This window comes from Niabella agricola (assembly GCF_021538615.1).
GTDB lineage: Bacteria > Bacteroidota > Bacteroidia > Chitinophagales > Chitinophagaceae > Niabella > Niabella agricola.
Window position 1 is genome coordinate 1,706,535 of record NZ_JAJHIZ010000003.1, and the last position, 23,111, is coordinate 1,729,645.

At 44.6% G+C, this 23,111-nt stretch carries 19 protein-coding genes; 9 read left to right on the forward strand and 10 right to left on the reverse strand.

What is annotated here, in order from left to right:
- Positions 1 to 189 precede the first annotated feature (189 nt).
- The 5 genes from LL912_RS12550 (at position 190) to LL912_RS12570 (ending at position 6,553) form a co-directional block, all read left to right on the forward strand.
- Positions 190 to 669 carry a hypothetical protein gene (locus tag LL912_RS12550; RefSeq protein WP_235553917.1) on the forward strand — a complete coding sequence of 160 codons (480 nt, stop codon included), beginning with the start codon at positions 190 to 192 and terminating at the stop codon, positions 667 to 669.
- Positions 670 to 1,008: 339 nt separating this feature from the next.
- Positions 1,009 to 1,323: a hypothetical protein gene (locus LL912_RS12555; protein WP_235553918.1), complete on the forward strand. Its 315-nt coding sequence runs from the start codon at positions 1,009 to 1,011 to the stop codon at positions 1,321 to 1,323.
- Positions 1,316 to 2,104 (forward strand): sensor histidine kinase, encoded by a 789-nt coding sequence (locus LL912_RS12560; protein ID WP_235553919.1) that lies wholly within the window; start codon positions 1,316 to 1,318, stop codon positions 2,102 to 2,104. The genes LL912_RS12555 and LL912_RS12560 overlap by 8 nt, the downstream gene beginning before the upstream one ends.
- 5 nt (positions 2,105 to 2,109) lie before the next feature.
- A complete protein-coding gene (locus tag LL912_RS12565; RefSeq protein ID WP_235553920.1) occupies positions 2,110 to 2,754 on the forward strand; it encodes a response regulator transcription factor in 645 nt (214 codons plus the stop codon).
- 997 nt (positions 2,755 to 3,751) lie between these two features.
- Positions 3,752 to 6,553 carry a lantibiotic dehydratase gene (locus LL912_RS12570; RefSeq protein ID WP_235553921.1) on the forward strand — a complete coding sequence of 934 codons (2,802 nt, stop codon included), beginning with the start codon at positions 3,752 to 3,754 and terminating at the stop codon, positions 6,551 to 6,553.
- A 9-nt stretch (positions 6,554 to 6,562) separates the two neighbouring features.
- On the opposite strand, the gene LL912_RS12575 is transcribed toward LL912_RS12570, so the two are convergent.
- Positions 6,563 to 7,273: a LytR/AlgR family response regulator transcription factor gene (locus LL912_RS12575; protein WP_235553922.1), complete on the reverse strand. Its 711-nt coding sequence runs from the start codon at positions 7,271 to 7,273 to the stop codon at positions 6,563 to 6,565.
- Positions 7,270 to 8,295, reverse strand: coding sequence for a histidine kinase (locus tag LL912_RS12580; RefSeq protein WP_235553923.1), 1,026 nt, complete (start codon positions 8,293 to 8,295; stop codon positions 7,270 to 7,272). Before LL912_RS12580 ends, LL912_RS12575 begins: the two co-directional genes overlap by 4 nt.
- Positions 8,296 to 8,827: 532 nt before the next feature.
- Here LL912_RS12580 and LL912_RS12585 point away from each other — a divergent pair.
- Positions 8,828 to 9,151 (forward strand): hypothetical protein, encoded by a 324-nt coding sequence (locus LL912_RS12585; RefSeq protein WP_235553924.1) that lies wholly within the window; start codon positions 8,828 to 8,830, stop codon positions 9,149 to 9,151.
- 37 nt (positions 9,152 to 9,188) lie between these two features.
- Here LL912_RS12585 and LL912_RS12590 read toward each other — a convergent pair whose 3' ends face one another.
- The 4 genes from LL912_RS12590 to LL912_RS12605 all read right to left on the reverse strand — a co-directional run bounded on the left by LL912_RS12590 (position 9,189) and on the right by LL912_RS12605 (position 16,597).
- Positions 9,189 to 10,595 (reverse strand): TlpA family protein disulfide reductase, encoded by a 1,407-nt coding sequence (locus tag LL912_RS12590; RefSeq protein ID WP_235553925.1) that lies wholly within the window; start codon positions 10,593 to 10,595, stop codon positions 9,189 to 9,191.
- A 13-nt stretch (positions 10,596 to 10,608) separates the two neighbouring features.
- On the reverse strand, positions 10,609 to 11,988 hold the full coding sequence (locus LL912_RS12595) for a RagB/SusD family nutrient uptake outer membrane protein (protein WP_235553926.1): 1,380 nt from the start codon (positions 11,986 to 11,988) through the stop codon (positions 10,609 to 10,611).
- Positions 11,989 to 11,992: 4 nt separating this feature from the next.
- On the reverse strand, positions 11,993 to 15,439 hold the full coding sequence (locus tag LL912_RS12600; RefSeq protein ID WP_235553927.1) for a SusC/RagA family TonB-linked outer membrane protein: 3,447 nt from the start codon (positions 15,437 to 15,439) through the stop codon (positions 11,993 to 11,995).
- 171 nt (positions 15,440 to 15,610) lie between these two features.
- On the reverse strand, positions 15,611 to 16,597 hold the full coding sequence (locus LL912_RS12605) for a FecR family protein (protein WP_235553928.1): 987 nt from the start codon (positions 16,595 to 16,597) through the stop codon (positions 15,611 to 15,613).
- Positions 16,598 to 16,751: 154 nt separating this feature from the next.
- Here LL912_RS12605 and LL912_RS12610 point away from each other — a divergent pair, with 154 nt between their 5' ends.
- The 3 genes from LL912_RS12610 (at position 16,752) to LL912_RS12620 (ending at position 18,898) form a co-directional block, all read left to right on the forward strand.
- Entirely contained in the window at positions 16,752 to 17,291 is a 540-nt protein-coding gene (locus tag LL912_RS12610) for an RNA polymerase sigma factor (RefSeq protein ID WP_235553929.1), read from the forward strand.
- Between the two features lie 91 nt (positions 17,292 to 17,382).
- Positions 17,383 to 18,114: a hypothetical protein gene (locus LL912_RS12615; RefSeq protein WP_235553930.1), complete on the forward strand. Its 732-nt coding sequence runs from the start codon at positions 17,383 to 17,385 to the stop codon at positions 18,112 to 18,114.
- 25 nt (positions 18,115 to 18,139) lie between these two features.
- Entirely contained in the window at positions 18,140 to 18,898 is a 759-nt protein-coding gene (locus tag LL912_RS12620; protein ID WP_235553931.1) for a metallophosphoesterase, read from the forward strand.
- A 39-nt stretch (positions 18,899 to 18,937) separates the two neighbouring features.
- Here the strand turns inward: LL912_RS12620 and LL912_RS12625 are convergent, their stop codons facing one another.
- The 4 genes from LL912_RS12625 to mobC all read right to left on the reverse strand — a co-directional run bounded on the left by LL912_RS12625 (position 18,938) and on the right by mobC (position 23,111).
- The gene (locus tag LL912_RS12625; RefSeq protein WP_235553932.1) at positions 18,938 to 19,741 is read right to left on the reverse strand and encodes a helix-turn-helix domain-containing protein; all 804 of its coding nucleotides are present in this window, start codon (positions 19,739 to 19,741) and stop codon (positions 18,938 to 18,940) included.
- A 19-nt stretch (positions 19,742 to 19,760) separates the two neighbouring features.
- Entirely contained in the window at positions 19,761 to 20,162 is a 402-nt protein-coding gene (locus LL912_RS12630) for a GlcG/HbpS family heme-binding protein (RefSeq protein WP_235553933.1), read from the reverse strand.
- A gap of 37 nt (positions 20,163 to 20,199) precedes the next feature.
- Positions 20,200 to 20,988 (reverse strand): SDR family oxidoreductase, encoded by a 789-nt coding sequence (locus LL912_RS12635; protein ID WP_235553934.1) that lies wholly within the window; start codon positions 20,986 to 20,988, stop codon positions 20,200 to 20,202.
- A gap of 119 nt (positions 20,989 to 21,107) precedes the next feature.
- Entirely contained in the window at positions 21,108 to 23,111 is a 2,004-nt protein-coding gene (gene mobC, locus LL912_RS12640) for a conjugal transfer protein MobC (protein ID WP_235553935.1), read from the reverse strand.

Here is a 23,111-nt window from a genome sequence, read left to right on the forward strand (position 1 = left end):
TAGATATCACAAAGAAAAAAAGATCTTTCCACATAAAGCATCCGTCTGCAGGCGGATACCGATTTTGACGCCACCTGGTCAGATACTAATTTTTTTGGCAACCACATCCGCTCCATGGCGGATATGGTTTTGCCAATATTGCAATATATTTGATATTACTTTATATAATACTCTAAACAAAACCCCACCATGAAAAATGTGTCAGTCTTTCTATTGATCTCTGCTTTCAGCCTTTTGTTAGCCTCATGTACCCGATCATCCGGCAACCCTTTACGTCCGGCCAATACGCCTACGAACGAACCTGTATTTATTACAAAAGCACAAGCAAACCGGATGATTCAGAGCTACCTGACTTCCATAAAATACCCCCAACAAGATTTGTACCTGCGCGCTATTGCCTATAACGCAGATAGTTTACGGGCATATTTAAAAGACACCACTATCAAAATGGTTCGGTTTATGCTGGCCCACGATATGGACTACATACTTGCAGGTGGCGAGGGAAAGGTTCCTCCACCGGGAGTCGCTGGCCTGACAGCAGTTATCGCTGGGGTAAACAAGGAGAACAAATATGTGTTCCACCTGATAAGGCAATTGCTACTCGACAATGGTATGCCGTGCCCGGACAATTGCGATGCGCTTGGTCATCCGGCTGGGGCGCTACAATAAACAAACACAGCGATGCGAACAGTATTACTCACGGCTGCTCTTTTTGCTTTCGGCTGCGCCCTCGTAAAAGTAAAGGCACTACCCCATTCGTTAAAGATTCTCTGTGTTTACATTGGGCTTACAGCTTTAAGCGAATTAGCCGCGTTCTACATGGCAAGGGCGTATAGTAACAACATGCCCGTCTTTCATATCCTAAGCCCATTGCTATTCTTCGCATTATCGATATATTTTGAAAGCGTATCTCCAACCATTCGCAAATTTCGTCTTGGATTCTGGTTCTCTGTTCTATGCGTAATTATCGCTGTAATCAATACATCTCTTATCCAGCCAATTACGACAATGAACTCCTATTATCTATTGCTGGAAGGGCTTTTCGGGTGCACCCTGGCACTCATCACCGTTTATGACTTCCTGATGGATGAAGCGTGCATATTTATACACCGGAAAATGCATTTTTGGATAACACTAATCGTCCTGTTTCACTACCTCACCACATATATTGCCTACCTGGCATTGCGTTTACTAAAAGTCAGCAACACAAATTCCGGGCTGAATTTTATCTATACCGGTCTCTGGCTATTCAGCCTGGTCAACTACATTGCTTTCGGTATTATCTATCTTTTATATAATCGTAAATGGCGGCCCCATGAATAATGCGTCAGAACTAATCATCTTGATTGTATATGGCATTTTGCTGGTGATCCTGCTTGTTTTTTTTGCGATCGCATTTGCTGTCATTCAAAAACAGCGCTTGAACAATTACAGAATGAAGCTGCAGGAAGTCCAGCAGAAAACCGAAAGCGACCTATTAAAATTAAAGCTGGAAATACAAGAGCAGGCATACAGGGCGGTTTCAAGGGAAGTACATGATAATATCGGCCAGGTTTTAGGCAGTGTTGTTTTGATTATGGAAACAGAACTATCAAAAAACAAGGAAGAAAGAAATGACCAGATATTTGAAGCATCGATCACCCGCATCCGAAGCACGATTGATAACAGCCGTAACCTGTGCCACCGGCTTAACGGACAGCAGGTTGAGCGGATGGGCCTTGTCCCTTCCATAAAAAGAGAGCTAGCCTATCTTTCATTAAACAGTTCGCTGCAAACGGCATTTGTTCACCCACCGGAGGAACAGATGCCCAGGTTGGGCAATACGCAAACCCTGATACTCTTTCGCATTGTTCAGGAAGCCATTCATAATATCCTGCGTCATGCGAATGCCGGTATGCTCACAATCAAAATCGCGCTCAATGAAAGCACAAAAATGATGGAAATGGAAATTACGGATGATGGCGTTGGATTTGACAGCTCACTTGCCTCTAAAGGAATGGGACTCCTTACCATGAAGGAACGGGCCAAATTACTGGGTGGCATCCTGGAGGTGAAAACAGCTGTACAAAAGGGCAGTACTGTATTATTATCACTGAAAATTTAATGACAATGGAATCTGTTACAGAAATCATATTTGCAGATGATCATATTATATATGTGGATGCCATGACCTATATGATCAACAGCACGAAAGATTACCGGGTTACGCACAAGGCCGCCAACGGGCAGGAGCTGCTCGACGTCCTCCGCTCTCTGGGGCCGGAAGACCGTTCCCCCGATCTTTGCCTGCTGGACATCAATATGCCGAAAATGAACGGTTACGAGGCCATGAAATTGCTTAGTCGTGAGTTTCCTGATTTGCCGGTTCTCGTTCTGTCCATGCATGATGCCGCATTTAGCATCGGCAGTATGTTACAAAGGGGAGCAAAAGGCTTTCTGACCAAAGGCTGCCGCCGCGAAGAGCTGCTGGAAGCTTTTGCCTATATCCGGGAAGGAGACTACTACTTTTCACAGGACCTGGTAAAAACAGCCGTAGTAGCCAGCAGGCAGGAAATACCGGGCATTTCCCCAAGGGAAGCGGAGTTCTTAAGCTACTGCCACCAGGAAATGTCCTATAAAGAGATCGCAGATAAAATGCGCGTCAGCGAACGCACTGTGCACACTTTCCGCAATAACCTGTTCCTTAAATATGACATCAGCAGCAGGAACGGTCTTACAGCATTTGCATTTGAGGCGGGAATTATCTCCCGGTAGCTTTAATGTTCGAGTGATCTTTCAACTTTCTAATGAAAGTCCAGAGTAGAGACCCCAGCCGGTACTATGTAAAAAGGTTATTATGTCTGCATCCGAGTTCCAGGAAACCGCTCTATTTAATGAAATCGCAATTTCCATACATTATTTGTATACTTTCTGGAAAACTTATCTGCATGCTTTTATTATTGGTTTGGACGCTGCACAAATTTACCCGAAATTGCATACATATTATGAAAATATCACTCTTAACATTATTCATTTCGACATTTACAATCTCGTATTCCCAGCGCTCGATAATTGGGCAGTATAAACGAGAGGATAGTAAAATTTGGTTAAATGGTGACTCAACTTTCAAATTCTTCTATTCGGTTGACACCTATAGAGGTTGGGCAAAAGGGAGGTGGAAATTCGAACACAATACAATATTCCTTATACCGACCCCTATATATGACACACTCAGTTTTTTTGGTAAAAACGGAAGCTTAAAGGATAGTTTGATTCTTTCCAAAGACGAAATTTCAAAAAAAACGGACTTAGAAATTGACAAACGAGCGTTCAGCGTTTTTCAATTTGAGCAAAATTTGAATTTATGCCCGAAAACAATGTCTGCAAGAAACGGGAAATTGTACATTTTGACAAATGGAAAGCGAGTAAAAAAGAAAATCAACAATGGATATTATATAGAATCATTTGTTCCATGGTACGTCAAAATAAAAACCTCGAATGAATAAGTAGATTACAAAGGCAGTCCCGCCGCAGTCTTTAAACACTATGCAGACCTGGGAAACGGTCGATAATAAAAAAAAGCCGGTACGGCCTACCGCCTTTCGCGTTTGAAGGGGATTATTTTCTGGCAGGTACACTTACTGCTGCTCCGCCAACCAAATCACTTGTGTTTCACGCGCCCATTATGCGTTTCACGCGCAAAATCCGACCGCTTGCACATCGCTTTTGTTACTCCCATAACAGTTATTTAGGTTGGGGCAAAATGAATGCCATGACCCGACTTACCATAAATGACAAGGTAATCCTCCGACTGCCTCGCTTTTCCTACCGCGAAGACCTAAACAGCCGATGGGAGGATCTTAAAGAAATGATCCGGGATGCCTCGCCGGATTTCTACGAAGTGATAAAGGCGCTCACCTATCAACAACTTCAAAGAACAGACCGGAAAATACAGGCTACCGTGAGGAAATATTTTAACAGGGCCTGCTACCGTGCTACGCCCTACGCGCAGTTTGCCACTGTGGGAATGACAACCCTTGACAGCACTACAAACGATATTGTCGTCCCAGCGGAACCTCGGATACACCGGTTCTCTGACTGGTCGGACTTGCCGAACGAAATTCCTCAGCTTGAAAAAGTACAAACAGCAAATGCACTACTCTTTGCTAACACCACCTTTTATGAACTATTGCATGAAATCCGGTTTGTGCAAAAAACAGCGCAGGACTTCCAGCTCGTCGCGATCGATCATGATCCGATTATTACAGCAATTCTGCAGCACTGCAATATTCCTATTCCCTTCAAGGAACTCCAGGAACGGGTGAAGGATCTGATCTCGTCTGAAGAACTGGAAGCTTATACCGAACATCTCCTAAACCTGCAGCTGCTGATTTCTTCCCTGCATCCCAACATCATTGGTGAGGATTATTTCACACGCTCGGCTGAAACAGCGATTTCCAACAAAAGTTACCTGGTTGCGGAACGATCCGCTACTGTGGGTAGCATTGATAAAAAACTGTTACGACACCTGCCTGAACTGGTAAACGTGCTGCAAAAAGTACTACCGGATAGCCAACCTGATGCCCTTAAAAGTTTTAAAACCCAATTCCTTAAACGGTTCGAAGAAGCGGAAGTTCCACTTATGATGGTGCTTGATGCAGAGGCGGGCATAGGCTATGGCAGCCTGGAGCTATATGATGGGGACAAGTTGCTTGAGCCTTTTTTAACCGGCGACCGGGAAACACCATCCACACAACAAAGAACACAGCTACAAGCCAGGCTTTGCAAAGCAATGCTGGAGCATGGGCAGAACCAGGGCGCTATTGATCTGGAACAGTTGGCAGCATCTGAACCAGCGGATAAATTGCCTAATAGTTTCAGCGCAGGTGTTACAATTGCCGATGATCTATTGCTGATTGATTACCTCGGGGGTGCAACCGCTATCTCAATTGCCGGCAGGTTTGCTTTTGGTGTAAAGCCGTTAGCCGATTTCTGCAGAGAAATTGCACAATTTGAACAGGCCGCAAACCCGGACGTACTGCTTTTTGATGTCGGATATACCAAAGAAACCGGTGTTGACAATATCAATCGAAGGCCTTCTATCTATGAGCTGCAACTGAATATTCTCAATTATGATACATCAAGCGCCCCAATTGGGGTCAATGACCTTGTGGTGAGTATAAGAAACAATGAAGTAGTTTTGCGCTCCTTGCGGCTGAGCAAGAGGATGGTTCCGCGTATGACGACCACCTACAACTATATGCGTTCGAATCTCTCTCTGTTCCGGTTCCTGCTGGACGTCCAAAACCAGGGACTACGAACGGAAATGTTATTCCGTCCGTCTGGGCTGCTCCCGGGACTGAATCATTACCCTCGAATCCAGTTCAAAAACATTATTGTGAGCCCCGCCAGCTGGAGACTGGACAAAAAGGCCATCAAGCCGGGAACTTCGCCGGACAGGGTACAATCCTTGAAAGCCCATCTAAAAGGAAGGATTCCCGGCAGGTACCTGCGAACAGGCTTCGCCGACCAAACGCTGCTATTGGACGTGGAAAAGGAAGAGAACATCCTGTTATTACTGGGTATGCTCGAAAAAAGCGATAGTTTGTATGTGGATGAAGCACTACTGCCGCGAAACCCGATTGTAAAAACACCCGATGGACGCCCATTTCTTCCACAATTTATTTTTACGCTTCAACACGATAGTGTGGTGGCCCGACCAATACCCGCCGGCGAAGTAGACACTGTCGCCGCAAGAAAAGTCTGCATCGCGCCCGGAGCTGACTGGCTGTATTACCAGATTTTCTGCAATCCACACAGGGCGGAAGCGCTGCTAAATGAAAAAATCAATAGTTTTCTCGAAAACAATCGTTCCGCTCTTGAAAAATGGTTCTTTATCCGTTACAATGAAGGTGGTGATCACATACGGTTGCGGATGCAACTAAAAGACACATCCCTGGGTCATGCATTAACCGGCGAACTGACGGCATTATTGCAACCGGAACTCGACAACGGTATTATTCGCGATATAAAGCTGGGCACTTATCATAAGGAGACAGCCCGGTATTCCCTTGAAATGATGGAACGGGTAGAAGTGCACTTTTATCGCGATAGTGAATTTGTGCTGGCAATGCTCCAGGCCATGCTAACAGCTAATGCAAGATATCGCCTATGTGCGGATATTCTCCAGGAGATTCGGGACAGTGATATTCTAACCGAACAGCAGATCAACAGTTTTCTTCAAACGATGAGTGACGCCTACAACCAGGAGCATAAAATCACTAACATACACTTTAAAGAATTGAACCGGCGGTACAAGGAATTTCAAAAAGAAACAACGCCCCCCTTAAACCTTAAAAGCCATGCCCTCCATGAGCACCTAAAAATATCGTTTACAGACATATTGCGGCACTGTCCGGAAGAGCGAAGACAAAAACTGCTCGCCGACTTATTGCACATGCATGTCAATCGGCTGTTTGCAACGCACCAGCGGATGCATGAAATGGTTTTATACAATTTTCTCATGTTGGAACATAAGAGCCGTAAACACCGGCACAAGGCCGAAGTTTCATAAAACCTCACCTTATATTGCATTTAACCTTGCATAAAAATTCTGCAAGAACCGGCGCGCAACTTCAACAATTGTACCATCGTTCATAATGACCCTGTTGGCTACCACACTTTGCACATGAGTAAGGTTCACCATGCAGGACTTCTGAATACGTACAAACAAATGCGCCGGAAGTGCTGCCTCTATATGATTGAGTGAATTATTAATAATCAGCGGCTTCTTATTTCCAACCAGGAACAAATAAACATATTTATCGTTGACCGTAATCCGTTCTATATCGTTTAACTGAACTTTTGTAAGATTGCGACTATCCAGCCGTACAAATATAAAATCCGACAGCAGCTCCGGCGGCTGCCGTTGTTTGAGACGCTCTTTTGCCCTGTCAACAGCTCGCAGAAAAGAATTCATGCTTGGTGGCTTCAGCAGATAGTCAGCCGCGCCAATATCAAACGCTTCCAGTGCATGTTCTGAATGCCCGGTTATAAAAATAACAACAGCCCTGTCTCCCACCTGGCGCGATAGTTCCAAGCCGTCCATGTCCGGCATATCTATATCCAGAAAAAGAATGTCCGGCTGAACGACCCCGCTGAATATCTTATTTATGGCGCAAATGGGGTTTCTCTCGGACCCGATCAACTCCAACCCCTCCGTACCCCGCACATAGTAGCTGAGCATATCGATTACATGCGGCTGATCGTCCACTATATAGCAACTGATTTTCATAACTCAATCTTTAATTCAAGACTGTAACAGTCTTCCCGGTCAATAATGTCCATTGTATATCTGCCCGGGTAATAATATTCCAGTATGCTTTTAACGCCATTAATTCCCAGGCCCGCACCTCGACGGGCATTTAACGTCTTAAGATTCCAGGAATAATAGCGCAGTGAATTTTTATTTGCGAAAACTTCCAGGCGTGCGGGAAACTCGAGATCGTTTAGCACACCATATTTAATTACATTGTCGGTAAGGGTTAACAGCAATGACGGTGGCAGCTGTAGCTGATCTGCACCTTCTTCGATAACTGTATTAAAAACCAGGCATAGTTCGGATTCGTTTAAAAGCCCCTGAAGTCTTATTCTATTTCGGATCTCCTGAATTTCATCAGCAAGGGACACCGTCTTAATACTGCGAATATCTATCAGGGAATGGCGACTAATATCGGCTAACAGGTTTATGGCCTGCTCAACGGCTGGATGTATTTCCTGCGCCTTCGCCTGGATAAAGGTCAGTGTATTGAACAGCAAATGAGGGCTAAGCTGCATCTGGAACAATGTACTTTCAACCCTGGCCGCCTCTGCGGCAGTTGTCATCATTCTTAACTGCAACTGTTGTCGCTCACGTTCACGGCGCTGCCGCTCCTTTATCAGCTGGAAAAGAAAGCCCAGACCAATTATATATAAAAGCCTCCAAAGGACTACTATAATCCTTTTACTAACGATAAATTCCGTCCAGTCGAACACCTGTCGCCCGTTCCAGTAGGTAATCAGATTTCTAAGGGCAAGATGTATTACTACCAGAATACATAAACGGGTAATGAATAGCAACTGCCTGCCAGGAGTAAAGAGATAAGGTATAACCCAAAGCAGGTTTATATAAAAGGTGGCAATATCAAGACCGAATGCCAGGTAGCCCCGGAAAGTCGGCGGCGTGCCGAAAATGAACAGTAAAACGATCTCATATCCTACAAAAAAGGACAATCCCAACAAATGAAGCAAGACAGTTCTGTAACGCTGGTACTCCATAAGTAAAAATTAAGATTTGAATTTTAGGTATCGATTTTTGCATCTTGCGACAGAAAATCGACCGGTTACGAATCGGATTTGGAAATGGATGTCAGGCAGTAGTACTTTTAAATCTCAGCAGCAATTCCGCGCTGAATAAACCATTTCATTATGACTAAAGAATCGAAAGCCAAAAAGCTTCCTACGGCAAAATCACTGTATGTTTTTGCCAGCACAGTAACAAAAGTGGTTGGAAACCCATCAAACGAAACTGTCTACACGACGATTTCGTATGCCAGCAGTTGCTGCCCTGGCTAGTGAGCAGTGCGCAGTAGCGCACTTGTGGGTTACAGGCGCAACATTGAAAATGAAAAATACTGAATTTGCCCCTACATAAATATTGAAATAAACTATATATCTATAAACCACACTAATTGACCTCTAACAATTGCTGACGAAAACTATTGTTCACCTGGCTAGTAAAAACACCTCCAGCAGGCTGTAATAGCCAACCCTTTTATCTAACATTCACTAACAACAAAATCTCAATTTTATGAAAACACTATTCTTATCTGCCCTGGTACTGGGCTTCGCTGCTGTATCATATGCCGGAAACCCTAAGGGGGAAACAAAAGAAAGTACCGAATCACCTGCGAAAATAGAATCCAAAGCAACCCTCACTACCTACTACGCTGTGAGAAATGCCATTGGTAGCCCGCAACCGTTCCACTGGACTGATGATTTCAGCGAAATATCCGAAAATGAGCTTGACTGCGCTCCTTTGGCCGGAGCATCATGCGAGGTACTTGCAGAAAGCAAACCTGCTGATGGCTCCATGCCTCCTGGACAAACAGCAACAGGAGAAGCCTATCAATAAAAAAAAGGGAGGGGATGTGACAGAATATCCCCTCCCTTTAAATTAACTCCCCATCCAAATATGCATTGATGCTATCCATGAGATTTTGCCCCTGATCGGCGCGTGGATCATTCTTTAACGGCAATACGCTTCTTTCCTTAGAAAGAACCACAATCGTCGGATAGCCGACCACATTATAATCTTTAATAATCGGATGGGCCATTCCTTCTCCTTGCGTGTATAATTTCACCGCGCCATCAAAGCTGTATAAATACCCCTTTAAACTTTTCTTCCATTTGTCGGAGCTTTCATCTACACAGACGCTCAGAAACACAACCTGTTTGCCTTCAAGTTTTTTAGCAGCGCGTGCCAGAACCGGTGTCATATGAACACAGGCACCGCAACCGGTAAACCAAAAATCAATAACGATCACCTTGTCTTTAAAACTATCCAGTGAATATACTTTTCCGTCCACGCCGGTCAAAGAGAAATTCCTGGCCAAAGTACCGGTTATACGGACTTTTGTCAAGGCCTCATAAACAGGTCTAAAAACAGGGTCGGTATTGGCTTTGTAGAAAGCAGCCTGTTTGACGTTCAATGTAACAGACCGTCCCGGTCCGGTAAGGATATATGCCATCAGCTGTTTACGCTTCTCGCCCTTAAAATTATTGTATACAAAATCATATTTCTCATTAAACGTTAGCTTAGGATTACCTTCAATTTTGGTTCGTTTAACGCTTTGCATCTCGAATATATATCTTGGATAAGATATGGATTTAATGCCAGTATCATAGAAGGTCGGCTCGGGCAGGCTGTCCCTAACATACGCCGCTGCGGTTTGCTGGTCGATAATTTTTCGGTTAAGCATCCAGCAGGCGTCGGCTTGCAGGCTTAATAACTGCTGATCTATTATATGCTTATAAATTCTCGGCGGAATTTTCCCACTGTAAGCTGTTATAATCTTCTGCTGATCGTTATAAAGTTGCTTGCAAACACTCAAATATTCGAGAGCAGCCCTTTTGTCGTCAAGCGACCTTTGAGGATACCTTTGTTCATTCAAATATGTTTGGCCTAGTTTGGCTATTTTATAAATGCACTCATAAACACTGCTGTTACTGCCCAAGAACCGGGTACTTTGCTGATCGGCCAGCACTTCTACTGTATCTTTAGGAAATATCAAGAACAACGCGTTTGGGAACGCTTGCTTTACTCCTCTTACTACAAAATAAATGGTATCAGCTAAATGAGGTACGTTAAAAAAGCATTTACCGTCTTTGACCAAAGGCGAAACAAGCGTATTTGTCCTGCGATCATCGACACCGCCATTGAACAATTCCAGCCGCGCATCTTCTGCCTGCTTAAACAATGAAGTATCCGTGATAATAACTGACTGGGCTATGATCCGATTTTCCGGATGTAACGCAGCCAAAAGCATAATTAAAATGAAGCTTGGAAATATTTTCATGATTTAAAATTTGTTATCTTTTGTTTTGAGGAATACCGCTAAGTTGGATTTCTTCTAGCGGTATCGGAAGCGCATAGCGGGGATCGTTGGGAGGCAAAACATATTCTTTACCGTTAACGATTCTGCGGAGGGTCATTTTAAACTGCTCCTCCTGGTTAAACCTTCTCAGGTCTGTCCATCGCAGCCCGCGAAACAGCAGCTCTTTTTTTCGTTCGCCTAAAATGACTCCAAGCGCCTGATCCGCCGAAGCTGCAGTAACAGGCTCATATACCGCAGCAGACGACCAGCGCTTTTTCAAAAGACGATTCAGGTCAGCCAAAGCGGCGTCCTTGTCTTGACTACGCGCGTAACACTCGGCTCTTATCAGCAATACTTCGTCAGTGGCTATCCCACTAAAGGGGTACCCGTAAAAATCATAGCTTCCCTTGTAAAAAATCTCATTATTAAGTATCCTAAAGAACAGCTTCTTCCGAAGGTCGGCTTCCCGGAAGCTATCGTAAAGCTCTTTGGGAATCCTTGCTGCGCTGCGCGCGGTAAGCGAGGTGCTGGCGATGGAGGTATGAAATACTTCTTCATTAAGGAAAGTCGTACTGATAGACGAGGTGCGGGACGGTGATAAGGTATTGTAGTCGGTAAGGGTACTGAATTTAGAAAGGAACTTATCCGCAAAGTCGAAAGCCTTATTGTGGTCACCCATCGCCTGGTAAATCCGCGCCAGAAAACCCAGAGTAACAACCGACGAGGGTTGTGTTTTGTACTGGCTAAAGTCAGGCAAAAGTGCCAGCGCTGTGTTCAGGTCGGCTAAGATCTGCTCATAGCACTTCTCAATCGATGCCCTGGGCGGGCGGTTATTGATATCCGACGTTAAACGCAGCGGTATACCTGGCTCCTGCGAAGCCGTTGCTTGGTTATACGGCATTGCAAAATTCTGTACGAGGTTGTAAAAGGCCCATGAGCGAAAAAACAATGCGCTGCCTTTTATCCGGTTGTACTTTGAGATATCGGTGTTTGAAATCTCTAATTTCTCCAACCCTTCCAAAATGACGTTGCAATTGAATACCTGCTGGTAAGATTTGTCCCATCCGCCGTTGAAAAGGGTCTCGCCTTCGTAAATATCGCTCGCCCAGGTGTAGATATTTCTATAAAACGAATAAGGAAGTGCATTTAAGGCTGCATCAGGAAGGTAATATTCATCGGCTGAAGCTGTGCCAAAGACAGGGTCGGCGTAATTATTGAACAGCGTACTGTAACTCAGTATCCGGTCATAATCATCCAAGCCTGACGGTAGCACTAATGCCTGGTTAGGCTTTGCAGCTAAAAATTCCTTTTCCTTATCACAGCCCCATAAAAGTGCCAATATGATGCAGCATCCTGATAGTATTCTGGTCGTCATAATCTCAAAAATTAAATTTAGCGCCTATAGCAAAAGATCGGGGTACCGGATATCCCGGAGCATAAACATCGGGATCAGTGCCACTTCTGTTAGCTCTCCAGATGATGCCGACATTATCAATATATCCGTACAGCTGGATTTTCCGGGCGCCTGCGATCCGGTCCGTCCGGTGAGCGCGTAACTCATACTGAATGGTTATATCCTGCAAGCGGATATGATCGCCTTTTTCAATAAATGCCGATGAAAAAAGGTAGAAGCTCTCCCGGCTGCTGGTAACCGGCAGCAATTCCTGCGACGGAATATTCGTATTCCGCTCATCACCTGGCTGCTGCCAGCGGTCGTAATAATCCCTGTTGCCTCCGCCTTCATACAGGCCAGAATAGCTTAATGCAGGTCTTCGGAAATAGTACCCAAACTTATAGAGCATATTAAAGGAAAGGGAAAGGCTTTTAAAAGCCAGCGTGTTCCTTAGTGCCCCAAAAACTGTTGGCCTTGCCGGTCCGTTATAAACCATATTACTGACGGTTGTTGAATTAAGTATAGCTGCCCAATCGGTGCTTATCTTGCCGTTTAAATATCCCTGCGGGTCACCGTTCTCATGGGAGAGGCCGGCCCAGGCATAACTATAAACGCTAAAAAGGGGTTTACCGACCAGGGGCTGAATAATGCTTGATCGTATACCGTTGATATAGGATAATGCAGATTCCGTCATATCGTATTTTGTCACTTTGTCCATCACCCGGCTAAAAAGGAAATTGGATGTCCAGGAAAACGACCGTGATTTAAAATTTGTCGTGTTGATCGTAAGGTCAATCCCCTTCGTCATTGTACCGGCAGTGTTGCCGTAAAATGCAGTGAAACCGGTCGAAGCAGGAAGCGCGGCATTGCCAAAGAGATCGATCCCCTTCTTTATATAAAATTCTATAGTACCTGCAACCCGGTTTCTAGCAGAGGCAAAGTCGTAGCCAAAGTTCACAATCCTGACCTTTTCCCAACGCAGCTGATCATTACCGGGCCGTTGTATTATAGCAGCGGGCAACGTGTAGTAGAAATTGCTGGTAATATTATAGAACGCGTGATAGGCAGAAGCGCTCTTATCTATATTGCCATTGTAGCCGTAAGTGACCCTTAGCTTACCATAAGGAAGGAAGCCAAACCTGTAAAAGGATTCCTTTGAGAATATCCATGAAACGCCGCCGGAATACAAGGGTGTAGCCTGCTGGTTGGTTTTCACACCAAATAAATTAGACTTATCGACCCGCCCGCTTCCTGAAATGATATACCTGCCTTTAAAGGAATAGCTCGCATTGCTGAAGTAAGAAAGATAACGATCGGTATAACGGCTTAGGTTGTTGATATTAGGCAGCGACTGTGCGCCATCGGGATTTGTCGGAAAAACCGTAACCAGGTCTACATTGATCTGCGTCGCATTCTGTTTGTTATAGCCGTAATAGGTAAAAGCATTGCTTTGGGTGATTGTTTCATTTATTTCAGCACCGGCAATTGCAGTTAAATTATGATCCCCGATCCAGGAGTGCGCAATGTCTGCCTGTATTCTCCCCCGGCTCGATTTGAGCTCCGATATCCGGCTATTTAAAATACCGCCATCGGAAGGTACCGGGTAAGGCTTTGTACTACCGGGGTTATAGAACCGGTTGAAAAGATCGCGGGTATAAAATGTGCTGGCGCTATTAAACTCATCATTTTTTACATTGCCCGCCTCTCGTTGGTATTTAACGGACAAGCTAAGCCAGCTGGTAACAGCCTGTTTAATGCCAAAGTTAATTTTTGCATGGGTTTGCCTATTCGACGCGTCCGCCAGGCCAAACTCTTCATACGGGCGGTAACGCCAGTTCCTGAATCCGGGATTACTTAGCGTGTCCAGGTACAAAGGATTAAACGACCGGATAACCGCAAGGGCATCCCGGTTGTTGTCATCAACCAGATCGGTATATTCAGGAAGCAAACCCGTTGTCTTCAGGCTATTGAGATTTGCAAGAACGGAATTGGTCCTCGCATTGGACATAGTGTAATTGATACCTGATGAAATTACCAGCCCCTTCGCGGGATAAAAGTTTAGGTTCGACGTAAAATTGAACCGGTCATTGCTAAACCCTACCTGGCCACCCCGGTTACGGTCGTAACCTGCGGAGAGGTAATAATCATTCTTTACACCGCCACCACTGAAATTCACAGCATACTGCTGATTGAGGCTGCTTTGATAAAAATACTTCCGGAGATCAGAATTGATGTTGTTATTTCTTAGCCCGGTCAGCAATGTGCTTCCCATCTCTTCGGTGATCAGGCCCTTGCTAACTTGATCAAGAACACTCACTGCAAGCGGAACAGCCTGAAAATTTGTACTGCTTAGCTTTGCATTATAATAACCCTTTTCAAAAAGCATACTTTGTATGTCCACCCGATCTGCCGGATCAATTCCCAATGAGGGGCGGTAATTGAGATCGGGTTTCCCCCCAACGGTAACGTTGGCATTAAAGTCGATGTTTACAGGTTTATCTGTACGCCCCTTTTTCGTCGTTATCACAATGACGCCATTGCCTGACCTTACCCCCCAAATGCTCGCTGCTGCGGCATCCTTTAATATGGTAATGCTTTCTACATCATTAGGATTGATATTCTTTATATCGCCGTCATAGGGAAAATTATCAACTACAATCAGCGGTTGGTCATTAGCGAATAGCGTACTATGTCCCCTGATATTTAGGTCATAGCCGCCGTCTGTACTGGCAGGTGTATTCTTATTGAATAAAAGTCCGGTCACGTTTCCTTCGAGCCGATCCACAATATTAGTGCTGACGCTTTTATTCAGGAGCGCGTTGCCGAGATGTACAAACGATCCCGTCGCCCGCTCCTTTGGTATGACCTGATAGCCTATGCTTAACACCTGAACTTCCTCGAGACTCGAAACCAGGGGTTTTAGCCGGAATAGCATAAAACTATCTGCCTGGCTGGACTCCACAGGATAGCCGACACCCTTAACAGCAATAAGGGCGTCGGCATCCACTTGTTCAATATAAAAACGCCCCTCACGATTGGTAACTACCCCTCTATTGGTTCCCTGAATGGCAACCGATATTCCCGTCAGGGGATGCATCTGTTCATCAACCACCATTCCCGATACATTGATGGGATTACGGCTTCCGCCTGCAACCGGCACCATACCTTTTTTGAAAATCACAACCCGGCCCTTTATAAATTTGTAATCAAGCTGGGTACCCTTCAGCAGAAGCTCCAGGGTTGCAGTGAGCGTACGCGTGGCATCAGGAACGCTTACCGGCCTGGTTTTTTCAACCTCATTCGTAGGAAAGCCGATAGCTGTACCTGCCACCTTAGCTAACCGGGTAAGCGCTTTTGACAGTGGCTCCTTACTGGCGCCAAAAAGCACGCGTTTATCCCCCTGGCTGAAGCCTGCTACGCTAAACATAAGCATAGCCCAAACCAGACATAACCTCGCTATTGTAAAGTACGGAGGTGTGAGCAAACAACAGATCTCCTTTCGCCACAATGATGTGACAATTTTCTTCTTATATTGCACCATGATTAAATTGGTTACTAACCCATTTTAAGTCTCCCCGCTTTGCTTACCGGCAGCGGGGATTTTTTATTCGCAACCTTGTCCGGAGATCGTATAATTGGTACCGCTTTTAGCAAAGCTGGCATTTACGATTGGACATATAAAGTTTAAGACTTCCTCAATTGATTCGGTACCGTTAAAAGTGTCGGTGATCGTTATCCTGCAATCGTTTAGTTTGCCCTCAAGATTTATTACCACTCCATAACGTTCCTGAAGTTTTGTAGCTATATCCCTAAGCGATTCTCCTTTAAACTGCAGGCCTGAAACCATCCATTTGGCAATTGCCGCGGAAGCTACCTGCTGCTGAACCGCTTCCGACTTTGCATATACTAGCTGTTGATCTTTGGTTAGCACAGCGATGGTCCTGTCGGCGCGTTCGACGCGAACCTTGCCCCTGGTGACGGTTACAGTGACAGAATCGCCCTGCTCCTTTATATTAAAAGCCGTTCCCAATACTGTAACCTTCAACGGCCCCGCCGTAATAATGAAAGGCTTGTCTTTGTCATGATGGATATCGAAGTAAGCCTCTCCTACCAGGTTAACGCTGCGCGTTGCAACATTAAATCCTGCGCCATCCATCTTCAAATTACTACCAGCACGTAGCACCACTACGGAACTATCGGGTAACCGGACATACCGGCCACTGGTTGCCCTGGCAGCCATTGCATCATAGGATGCTACTGCCGGCAGCTTGGTTACATGAGAAAACCGTCTTTGAATCTGATAATAAATAAAGCCGGTGGCTGCAAGCACAAAAACGGCTGCAGCGATTTTATAGAAAACCGTATGATCTTTCTTTTTCGCGCCCTGCTGCTGATCATCAATAATGGCTTTGAGCCTTTTGTAACGGTCCGATATATAATCTTTTATGTCGGTCTGAATATGCGATGGCAGCTCAAGTGGGTCGCCGGCATCCAATGCGTGATAGAAATCGTCCAGCTCCGCTTGTTCAGCTACACTACACAGCCCCTGCTCGTATTTGTCCAGTAAATATGATAGCCGTTCGTTGTCCATGCAGGTATGCCTCCTTATATATAATGGCAGAAAAAGTTTCCAACCCTATATCAAAACCCATCTTTTTTTTATTTTTTCAGACTTAATATTTAATTAATTTGCATGCATCAAACGAAATGCTATCACCGCTACACTAATACATATCGACAATGAGTTGCTGGCAGGGATCAAAAAAGGAGATGAGCTGGCATTTAAACAACTATACGAGCGGCACTCGACAAAGTTGCTAACCATTGCCTATAGCAAGACTAAAAGCATCGAAATAGCTGAGGAAATCGTGCAGGATACATTCCTTACCTTTTACAATAAAAAGGAAGCCGTTGACAACAACCCTTTACTCTATTTAAAGGCTGTCCTGAAGTTTAAAATACTAGAACACATAAAAACACAATACAAAACCAAAACACATCCTCTCGACAGTGATTATCTGGTAGCTACCCGTTCAATGGAAGTGCCCGAAAAGCTGGAGATACAGGAAACACAGTCTGCCATTTACAAAAAAATACAAAGTCTACCACAGCAATGTCGCGAAGTCTTTGTGCTTCGGAGAGACTATAATTTCAGCAATGAAGAGGTGGCCAATAAACTAGGGATTTCAGTGAAAACCGTCGAAGCGCATATGACAAAAGCACTTGCAGCACTCAAAAAGAACCTTGAACACACCCTGATCATATTTCTTTTCCTATTATCATAGTGTCGAAGATTTTCCACAGTAAAACGTTGCAGAGCGCCAATTTCGACCAAGAGCTAAAAGCTATACCTTTACAAAATATCAAAGACTACAAATGATAAAACATTCACTTATCGTTTTTCTCCTGTTTGCTTCTGAAATTTTATTTGCACAGGAGCATAACCCGACTATTAAAAAAAAGGCGACAACCGTTGAAGGGTTTGTGCCACAGGGTTGGAAAATCGCCTATACAGCGAAAGGAGACCTTAATAAAGACGCTATCAGTGATGTGGCAATTATTATACAGAATACCAACCCGGAAAACCTGGTCAAAAATGAGCGATTAGGATCTGATACACTGGACCTAAACCCAAGGATGCTGCTGGTCCTGTTCAAAGGGGCTGATAAGGTTTATACATTGGCAGCCAAAAACGAAAGCTTTATTCCAAGCCCCGACGACGCCGAGTCCACATGTCTGGCCGATCCGTTGAGTGAGACCGGCGCCATACACATAGAAAAAGGGGTATTAAAGTTAAGTTACCAATATTGGCTCAGTTGTGGTTCGTATGGGGTCACCAATACAGACTACACATTTCGGTTTCAAAACGAAAAATTCGAATTGATTGGCTACGACTGCAAAAGCTTTAGCAGGGCTTCCGGCGAAGAAAGCAGTACAAGCGTTAACTTCTCCACCCGGAAAATAGGCAAGACCACGGGCGGCAATATGTTTGATGATAACGAAAACAAACCCAAAACAACAACCAGCAAGCTTACCTATGGAAAATTATTAAACCTTGAATTAATGACGCCAAAGGATAGCGACGCTCTAATGGAATTAACATACTAATTCTCTCCTGCTTAATAAAAGCAACATGGGTACGTTCGTTATAGGGGATCTGCATGGGGCCAGCAAAGCACTGGAGCAGTGTTTGCAGCGTTCAGGCTTTGACCCTGAAAAGGATACCCTTATCCAGCTCGGCGACGTATGCGACGGCCATAATGATGTATATGATTGTGTGGAAATGCTGATAAACATACCCAACCTGGTTGCCATAAGAGGAAATCATGATACCTGGCTGCTGGAATTTATCGAAACAGATTTTCATCCCGTGTATTGGACATACGGCGGGTTAGGCACACTCAGGTCATACCTTGACTATGCGGGAAAGTCAGGAAAGTACCGCTCTTCCGGAAGTGGGTATAAGACTGCATTAGAAGCCGCTGATATCCCTAAATCACACAAAAATTTTTTCGCATCCCAACAGTTATACCATGTAGACGCGCATAACCGATGCTTTGTGCATGCAGGCTTCAGGAACAACCTTCCATTTGACCAGCAGCGCGCAGAAGATTTTTACTGGAACAGGAGCTTATGGGAGGAAGCTATAGCGAAAAGCGTAACCTTATCTAGCGATGGGCTAAAAGAAACATACCTCATAACACCTCATTTTAGCGAGATCTATCTTGGTCATACGGCCACCTTAAAATGGGGGACCGATCAGCCGTTAAACGCTTTCAATATCTGGAACCTTGATACCGGGGCCGGTGGCCCAGGAAGGTTAACGATTATGAACGCGGATTCAAAAAAGTATTGGCAGTCCGATCAGTTGAACGAACTGTATCGTCCATAATTAGAAAAAGCCAGATAGTTTCTTAAAGGGTTCATGACACTAAACTTCCGATGTTGTCAAGCCGAATTTCTTTTTAAACACAAAATAAAAATGGGAAAGATTCTCAAATCCTAAATCCAGGTAAAAGTCTGCCGGTTTTTGCTGTTTCTGCTTGATAAGGTAGTGTGCCTCCTCTAAACGCCTTTCGAGCAACCACCGATTAGGCGTCCCGCCAAAGGTTCTTTCAAAATCTCGCTTGAATGTTGAGAGGCTGCGCCCAGTAAGTTTTGCAAAAGATGCTACCGGAACATTGAACATATAGTTTTGATTCATGAATTCCTTTAAATCTATCTTATATGGCTCGCGGAAGTCAAATAGGATGTCCCTTATTGCAGAGTTGCACTGAAGCAGTAATTCCACTGCCTCCCTGATTTTCAATTCGGCTAATCTTGGCGTAGCATTTTTTGTTTTATTAATATAAGGAGCAAGAGAAAGAAAATAAGACCGCAGGAAATCATCCGGTTCAAAGAAAAGCTGCTGCCTTCCCCGATAGGGAGCATTCACCACGATCTTGTTTTCTATAGCGTATTCCCGTAAAGTCTCCTGATCCAGGGATATGGAAACAAATTGATACTTACCTGACTTGCCAGGATATTTGATCGTCCGGACGAGTTGGTTCTTTCGGACCAGGACAACTGTATTTTCGCTGATTACCGTTTGTCCCTCTGCATGAAATGCATGGGTTTCGCCCGAAAGCTGAAAACCGAGAAAGTGTTCCGGCATAAACTCTTCAGCACCCCTGTGTTTTTCAAATGCACAGGAATAAACAAGTTTATCAAAAATAAGTTCCTTACTTGCTTCCATTTTACAAATATCTCAAAAATCAGGAGATTGCCGCAGCGCCGGCCAAAGCTATTTCTTTATCCTGCTCCGGCGTTCCCCCTGAAGAACCTACAGCCCCTATGATCTTACCTTCTTTATCCTTCAGTACAGCGCCGCCGGCAATCGTAAGTAAGCCGTCGTTTGCGTTTATCATCCCATAGGCATGAAGGTGCGCACCGGCAATAATATCTCCCATTATATCGCTGTCCACGCCGAACATGGCAGCAGTCTTCGCTTTTTTAACGGCAAAGTCAATAACACCGTAAACGCTGTTTAAGCGTGCAAATGAGATCAGATGACCACCATTGTCTACAACGGCGATACTTACTGGTATATTGAGTGCACCTGCCTTTTCGATAGCGGCATTCAATGCTTTTGTCGCATCGCTATATGTTATATTCATTTCTTTATTTTTAGGTATTGAAAATGGTCGGTGTATCTTAACTTTTGGCCGTCCAGGCTCCGGCTTGTAGCTGCTTTACAAAATCTTCCGTTTCCTTAGGATGTACGTTCCGAAAATTGCTATTGTCATCAAGCGCTACATCTACAATACAATCTGCCATAGATTGCGGATCGAGTTGATTGGCGAGCGCCTCGGCAGTCCCATCAAATGCGGATGGCGGCGTAAAGTTTACTTCCGGATTGTACCAGCGGAAAATAGAATCGGCACCTCTGTCGTTAAATCCCGTACCAAATACCCCGGGATTACAGGTTGCAATCTTGATATTGAATGGGGCCAGCTCCGTTTTCAGCCCCTCCGCGATAGCTTCAAGTGCATGTTTTGACGCGCAATATGCAGCTACATAAGGAACTGTCCACAAACCTCCCATTGATGATGTGAAGACTATTTTACCCGCTTTTTTTGCTACGAACTTTCTAATGAAGCCTTGAGCCAGTTCCAAAGCGCCGAAAACGTTAGTCTCAAACATGGACCGGATAAGATCCAGGGGCTGCTCAGCGATAGGGCCGCCTTGCATAATACCCGCATTGCTGATCAGGATATCTATATCGTATTTGCTGACAATATATGCCCGATCACGAGGGTCAGTTACATCCAGTTTATCAACGGTAAGCTCGATTCCTATCTCTTTTGCTTCTCTTATGAGATCGCTCATCTGCGGATACACCTGTGCTGTAGCAATTACCTTATGGCCCTTTTGGGCTAAATCGAATGCTGCGATTTTTCCAAAACCGCTTGCGGCTCCTGTAATTAAGATTGTTTTGCTCATTTTTAGCCTTTTTAAAAGTTATAGAACAAAATTGCTTTTATCGCTGATCTTTTCGATTGCTAAAAAGTCCATTTTTTTGTTGCTGAAAGGTTCACCTTTATACGAGATCAGAAATAGTTTTATAGATTTTTCTTTGACTCGGGCTGTTGAATGATCAGGTGGGCCAGGTTAGGATCAGTTTCTATGCGCTCCATTTCACTCGCAATGAGTTCCCGGATATCGTCTTTAATATTCAGGTAGTTTTCTTCAATCTCCTCCTGGGTTACATTTCTTGGCTTGGGAATCGGAACATAGGCCTTTTCCTCAGCCGCGATAGCGTCACGATCATTGATAATTTCGCAATGAAATACCTTTTGCGGTATTTTCATATCGGGATTGTCGGCAACCGCTCCTACAAATTCACCAGAGGACAGGTTTGAAATGGTTGATGCCGGGATTGCCGTTTCCAGCTGGGTGGACTTACTGACAGACGTGTCGTTGGCATTGATGGAATAGCTCTCCCGCTCCTGCATGATCCTTCCGAAGCGCTCACTGAGCGTCTTGGCTGTATCGCCCAGTACCTGCCCGCTTATTATATTGCCAACAATGCTGAAGATCACATCAGCGCTCTCCTTGCCATAATCCTTTCGCAACTGTGATATATCCTGAACAGCCAGCACCGTTGCTACGCGGTTAGACCTTGCCTGGGCTATTGTAGACTCTATGCCTGCGGCACCACCAACATACACGCTGGGAAATTCATCAAAAATCAATGAACTGGGCAGCTTTCCTTTCTGATTAACCAGCTTTAGCATCCTTGAGACATAAAGCGATATTACAGCCCCATACACCTGGGTTTTTGCAGGGTTATTGCCAACAGCAACTATTTTTGGCTCGTCCGGATTATTAATATCAAGCGTAAAATCGTTTCCGGTAAGCACATAATAGATCATAGGCGAAGACAACCGCGCAAGGGCGATCTTCGCCGAAGCAATCTGCCCTTCCAACTGCTCCATTGCCCGGTTCTTATAAGCTGAAACAAAGGGATTGACCAGCACTTCGATCGTTTCTTCACTTCCCAAAATAGGGAACAGGTCCCGATAGTCGGCCTGCATGAGCTCTATTACATGCGGAAGCGTGCAAAATTTTCCACCCCGGTGCTTTTTGAGATACCATATTACAGCAGTTAAAAAATTTATTGGAGATTCCACAAAGAAATCGCCGGTTTTCTGGATCCATTGTCTGTTGAGTCCTAACATAATCGTCCGGCTGCTCTCCGTAGCATCCGTTATGTCCGTCATGCTCTCGGGGTGCAGCGGATTACATCTGTGATAGATATTGTCAAAGTCTATCACATAGAACGTTGGTATAACCTTATACTTGTGTCGATTTTTTAGGAATGTGTTGTAAGCAATAATTGAAAGGTCAGGAAACTTAAAGTCATAAAGAAACATGGTAAAGCCCTTGCTGATGTTCTGAGTGATCACATGACGAACAACAAAGTAACTTTTCCCTGCTCCCGGGGTCCCGCAACAGAGTATCGACCTGAAGGGGTTGATAAAGTTCACATACGATCTGCGCTCCTTGCCTTTCAGATTATACCTAGCAGGCAGATTAACGGAATACTCATTCTCCAACTGCCGTTCCTCCTGGGGAAACGTCTCATTCTCCTTATTGAATATATCTTTTTGCAGCTTCACCTTAAGGATACGGGACAAATAGGTACCGCCTGTTACCATAAGTAAGTATCCGATAGCAGTCACCGATATATAACCGCTTGCCATCAGGATGACTTCGCCACGTACGAAAAGGAATAAATGACTGATAAAATATAAAACCAGACCGGTTAAAAAATAGCTTAGCGCCAGTTTCAGGCTAAGCTTTTCATTCTTTTTTCCCTTTACCCCCAACACAAAGACCAACAATAGCAACATTGCGGATAGCTTTGCCGTTAACGGTGACGAAAAGAAAGGCAGCCTGTTGATGTTAAGTACAATCCGGCTGGACACATCAGCAGTCAGACCCCAGGCCCTAAAAGCCGGGTAGCAGCTGCTATAAAAATGTATGATCAGGATAGCAATACTGATCAGTCTTGTAAAATCAACGATTGACCTGAGGCCCTGTTCGTTTTCTCCTGTAGCCAT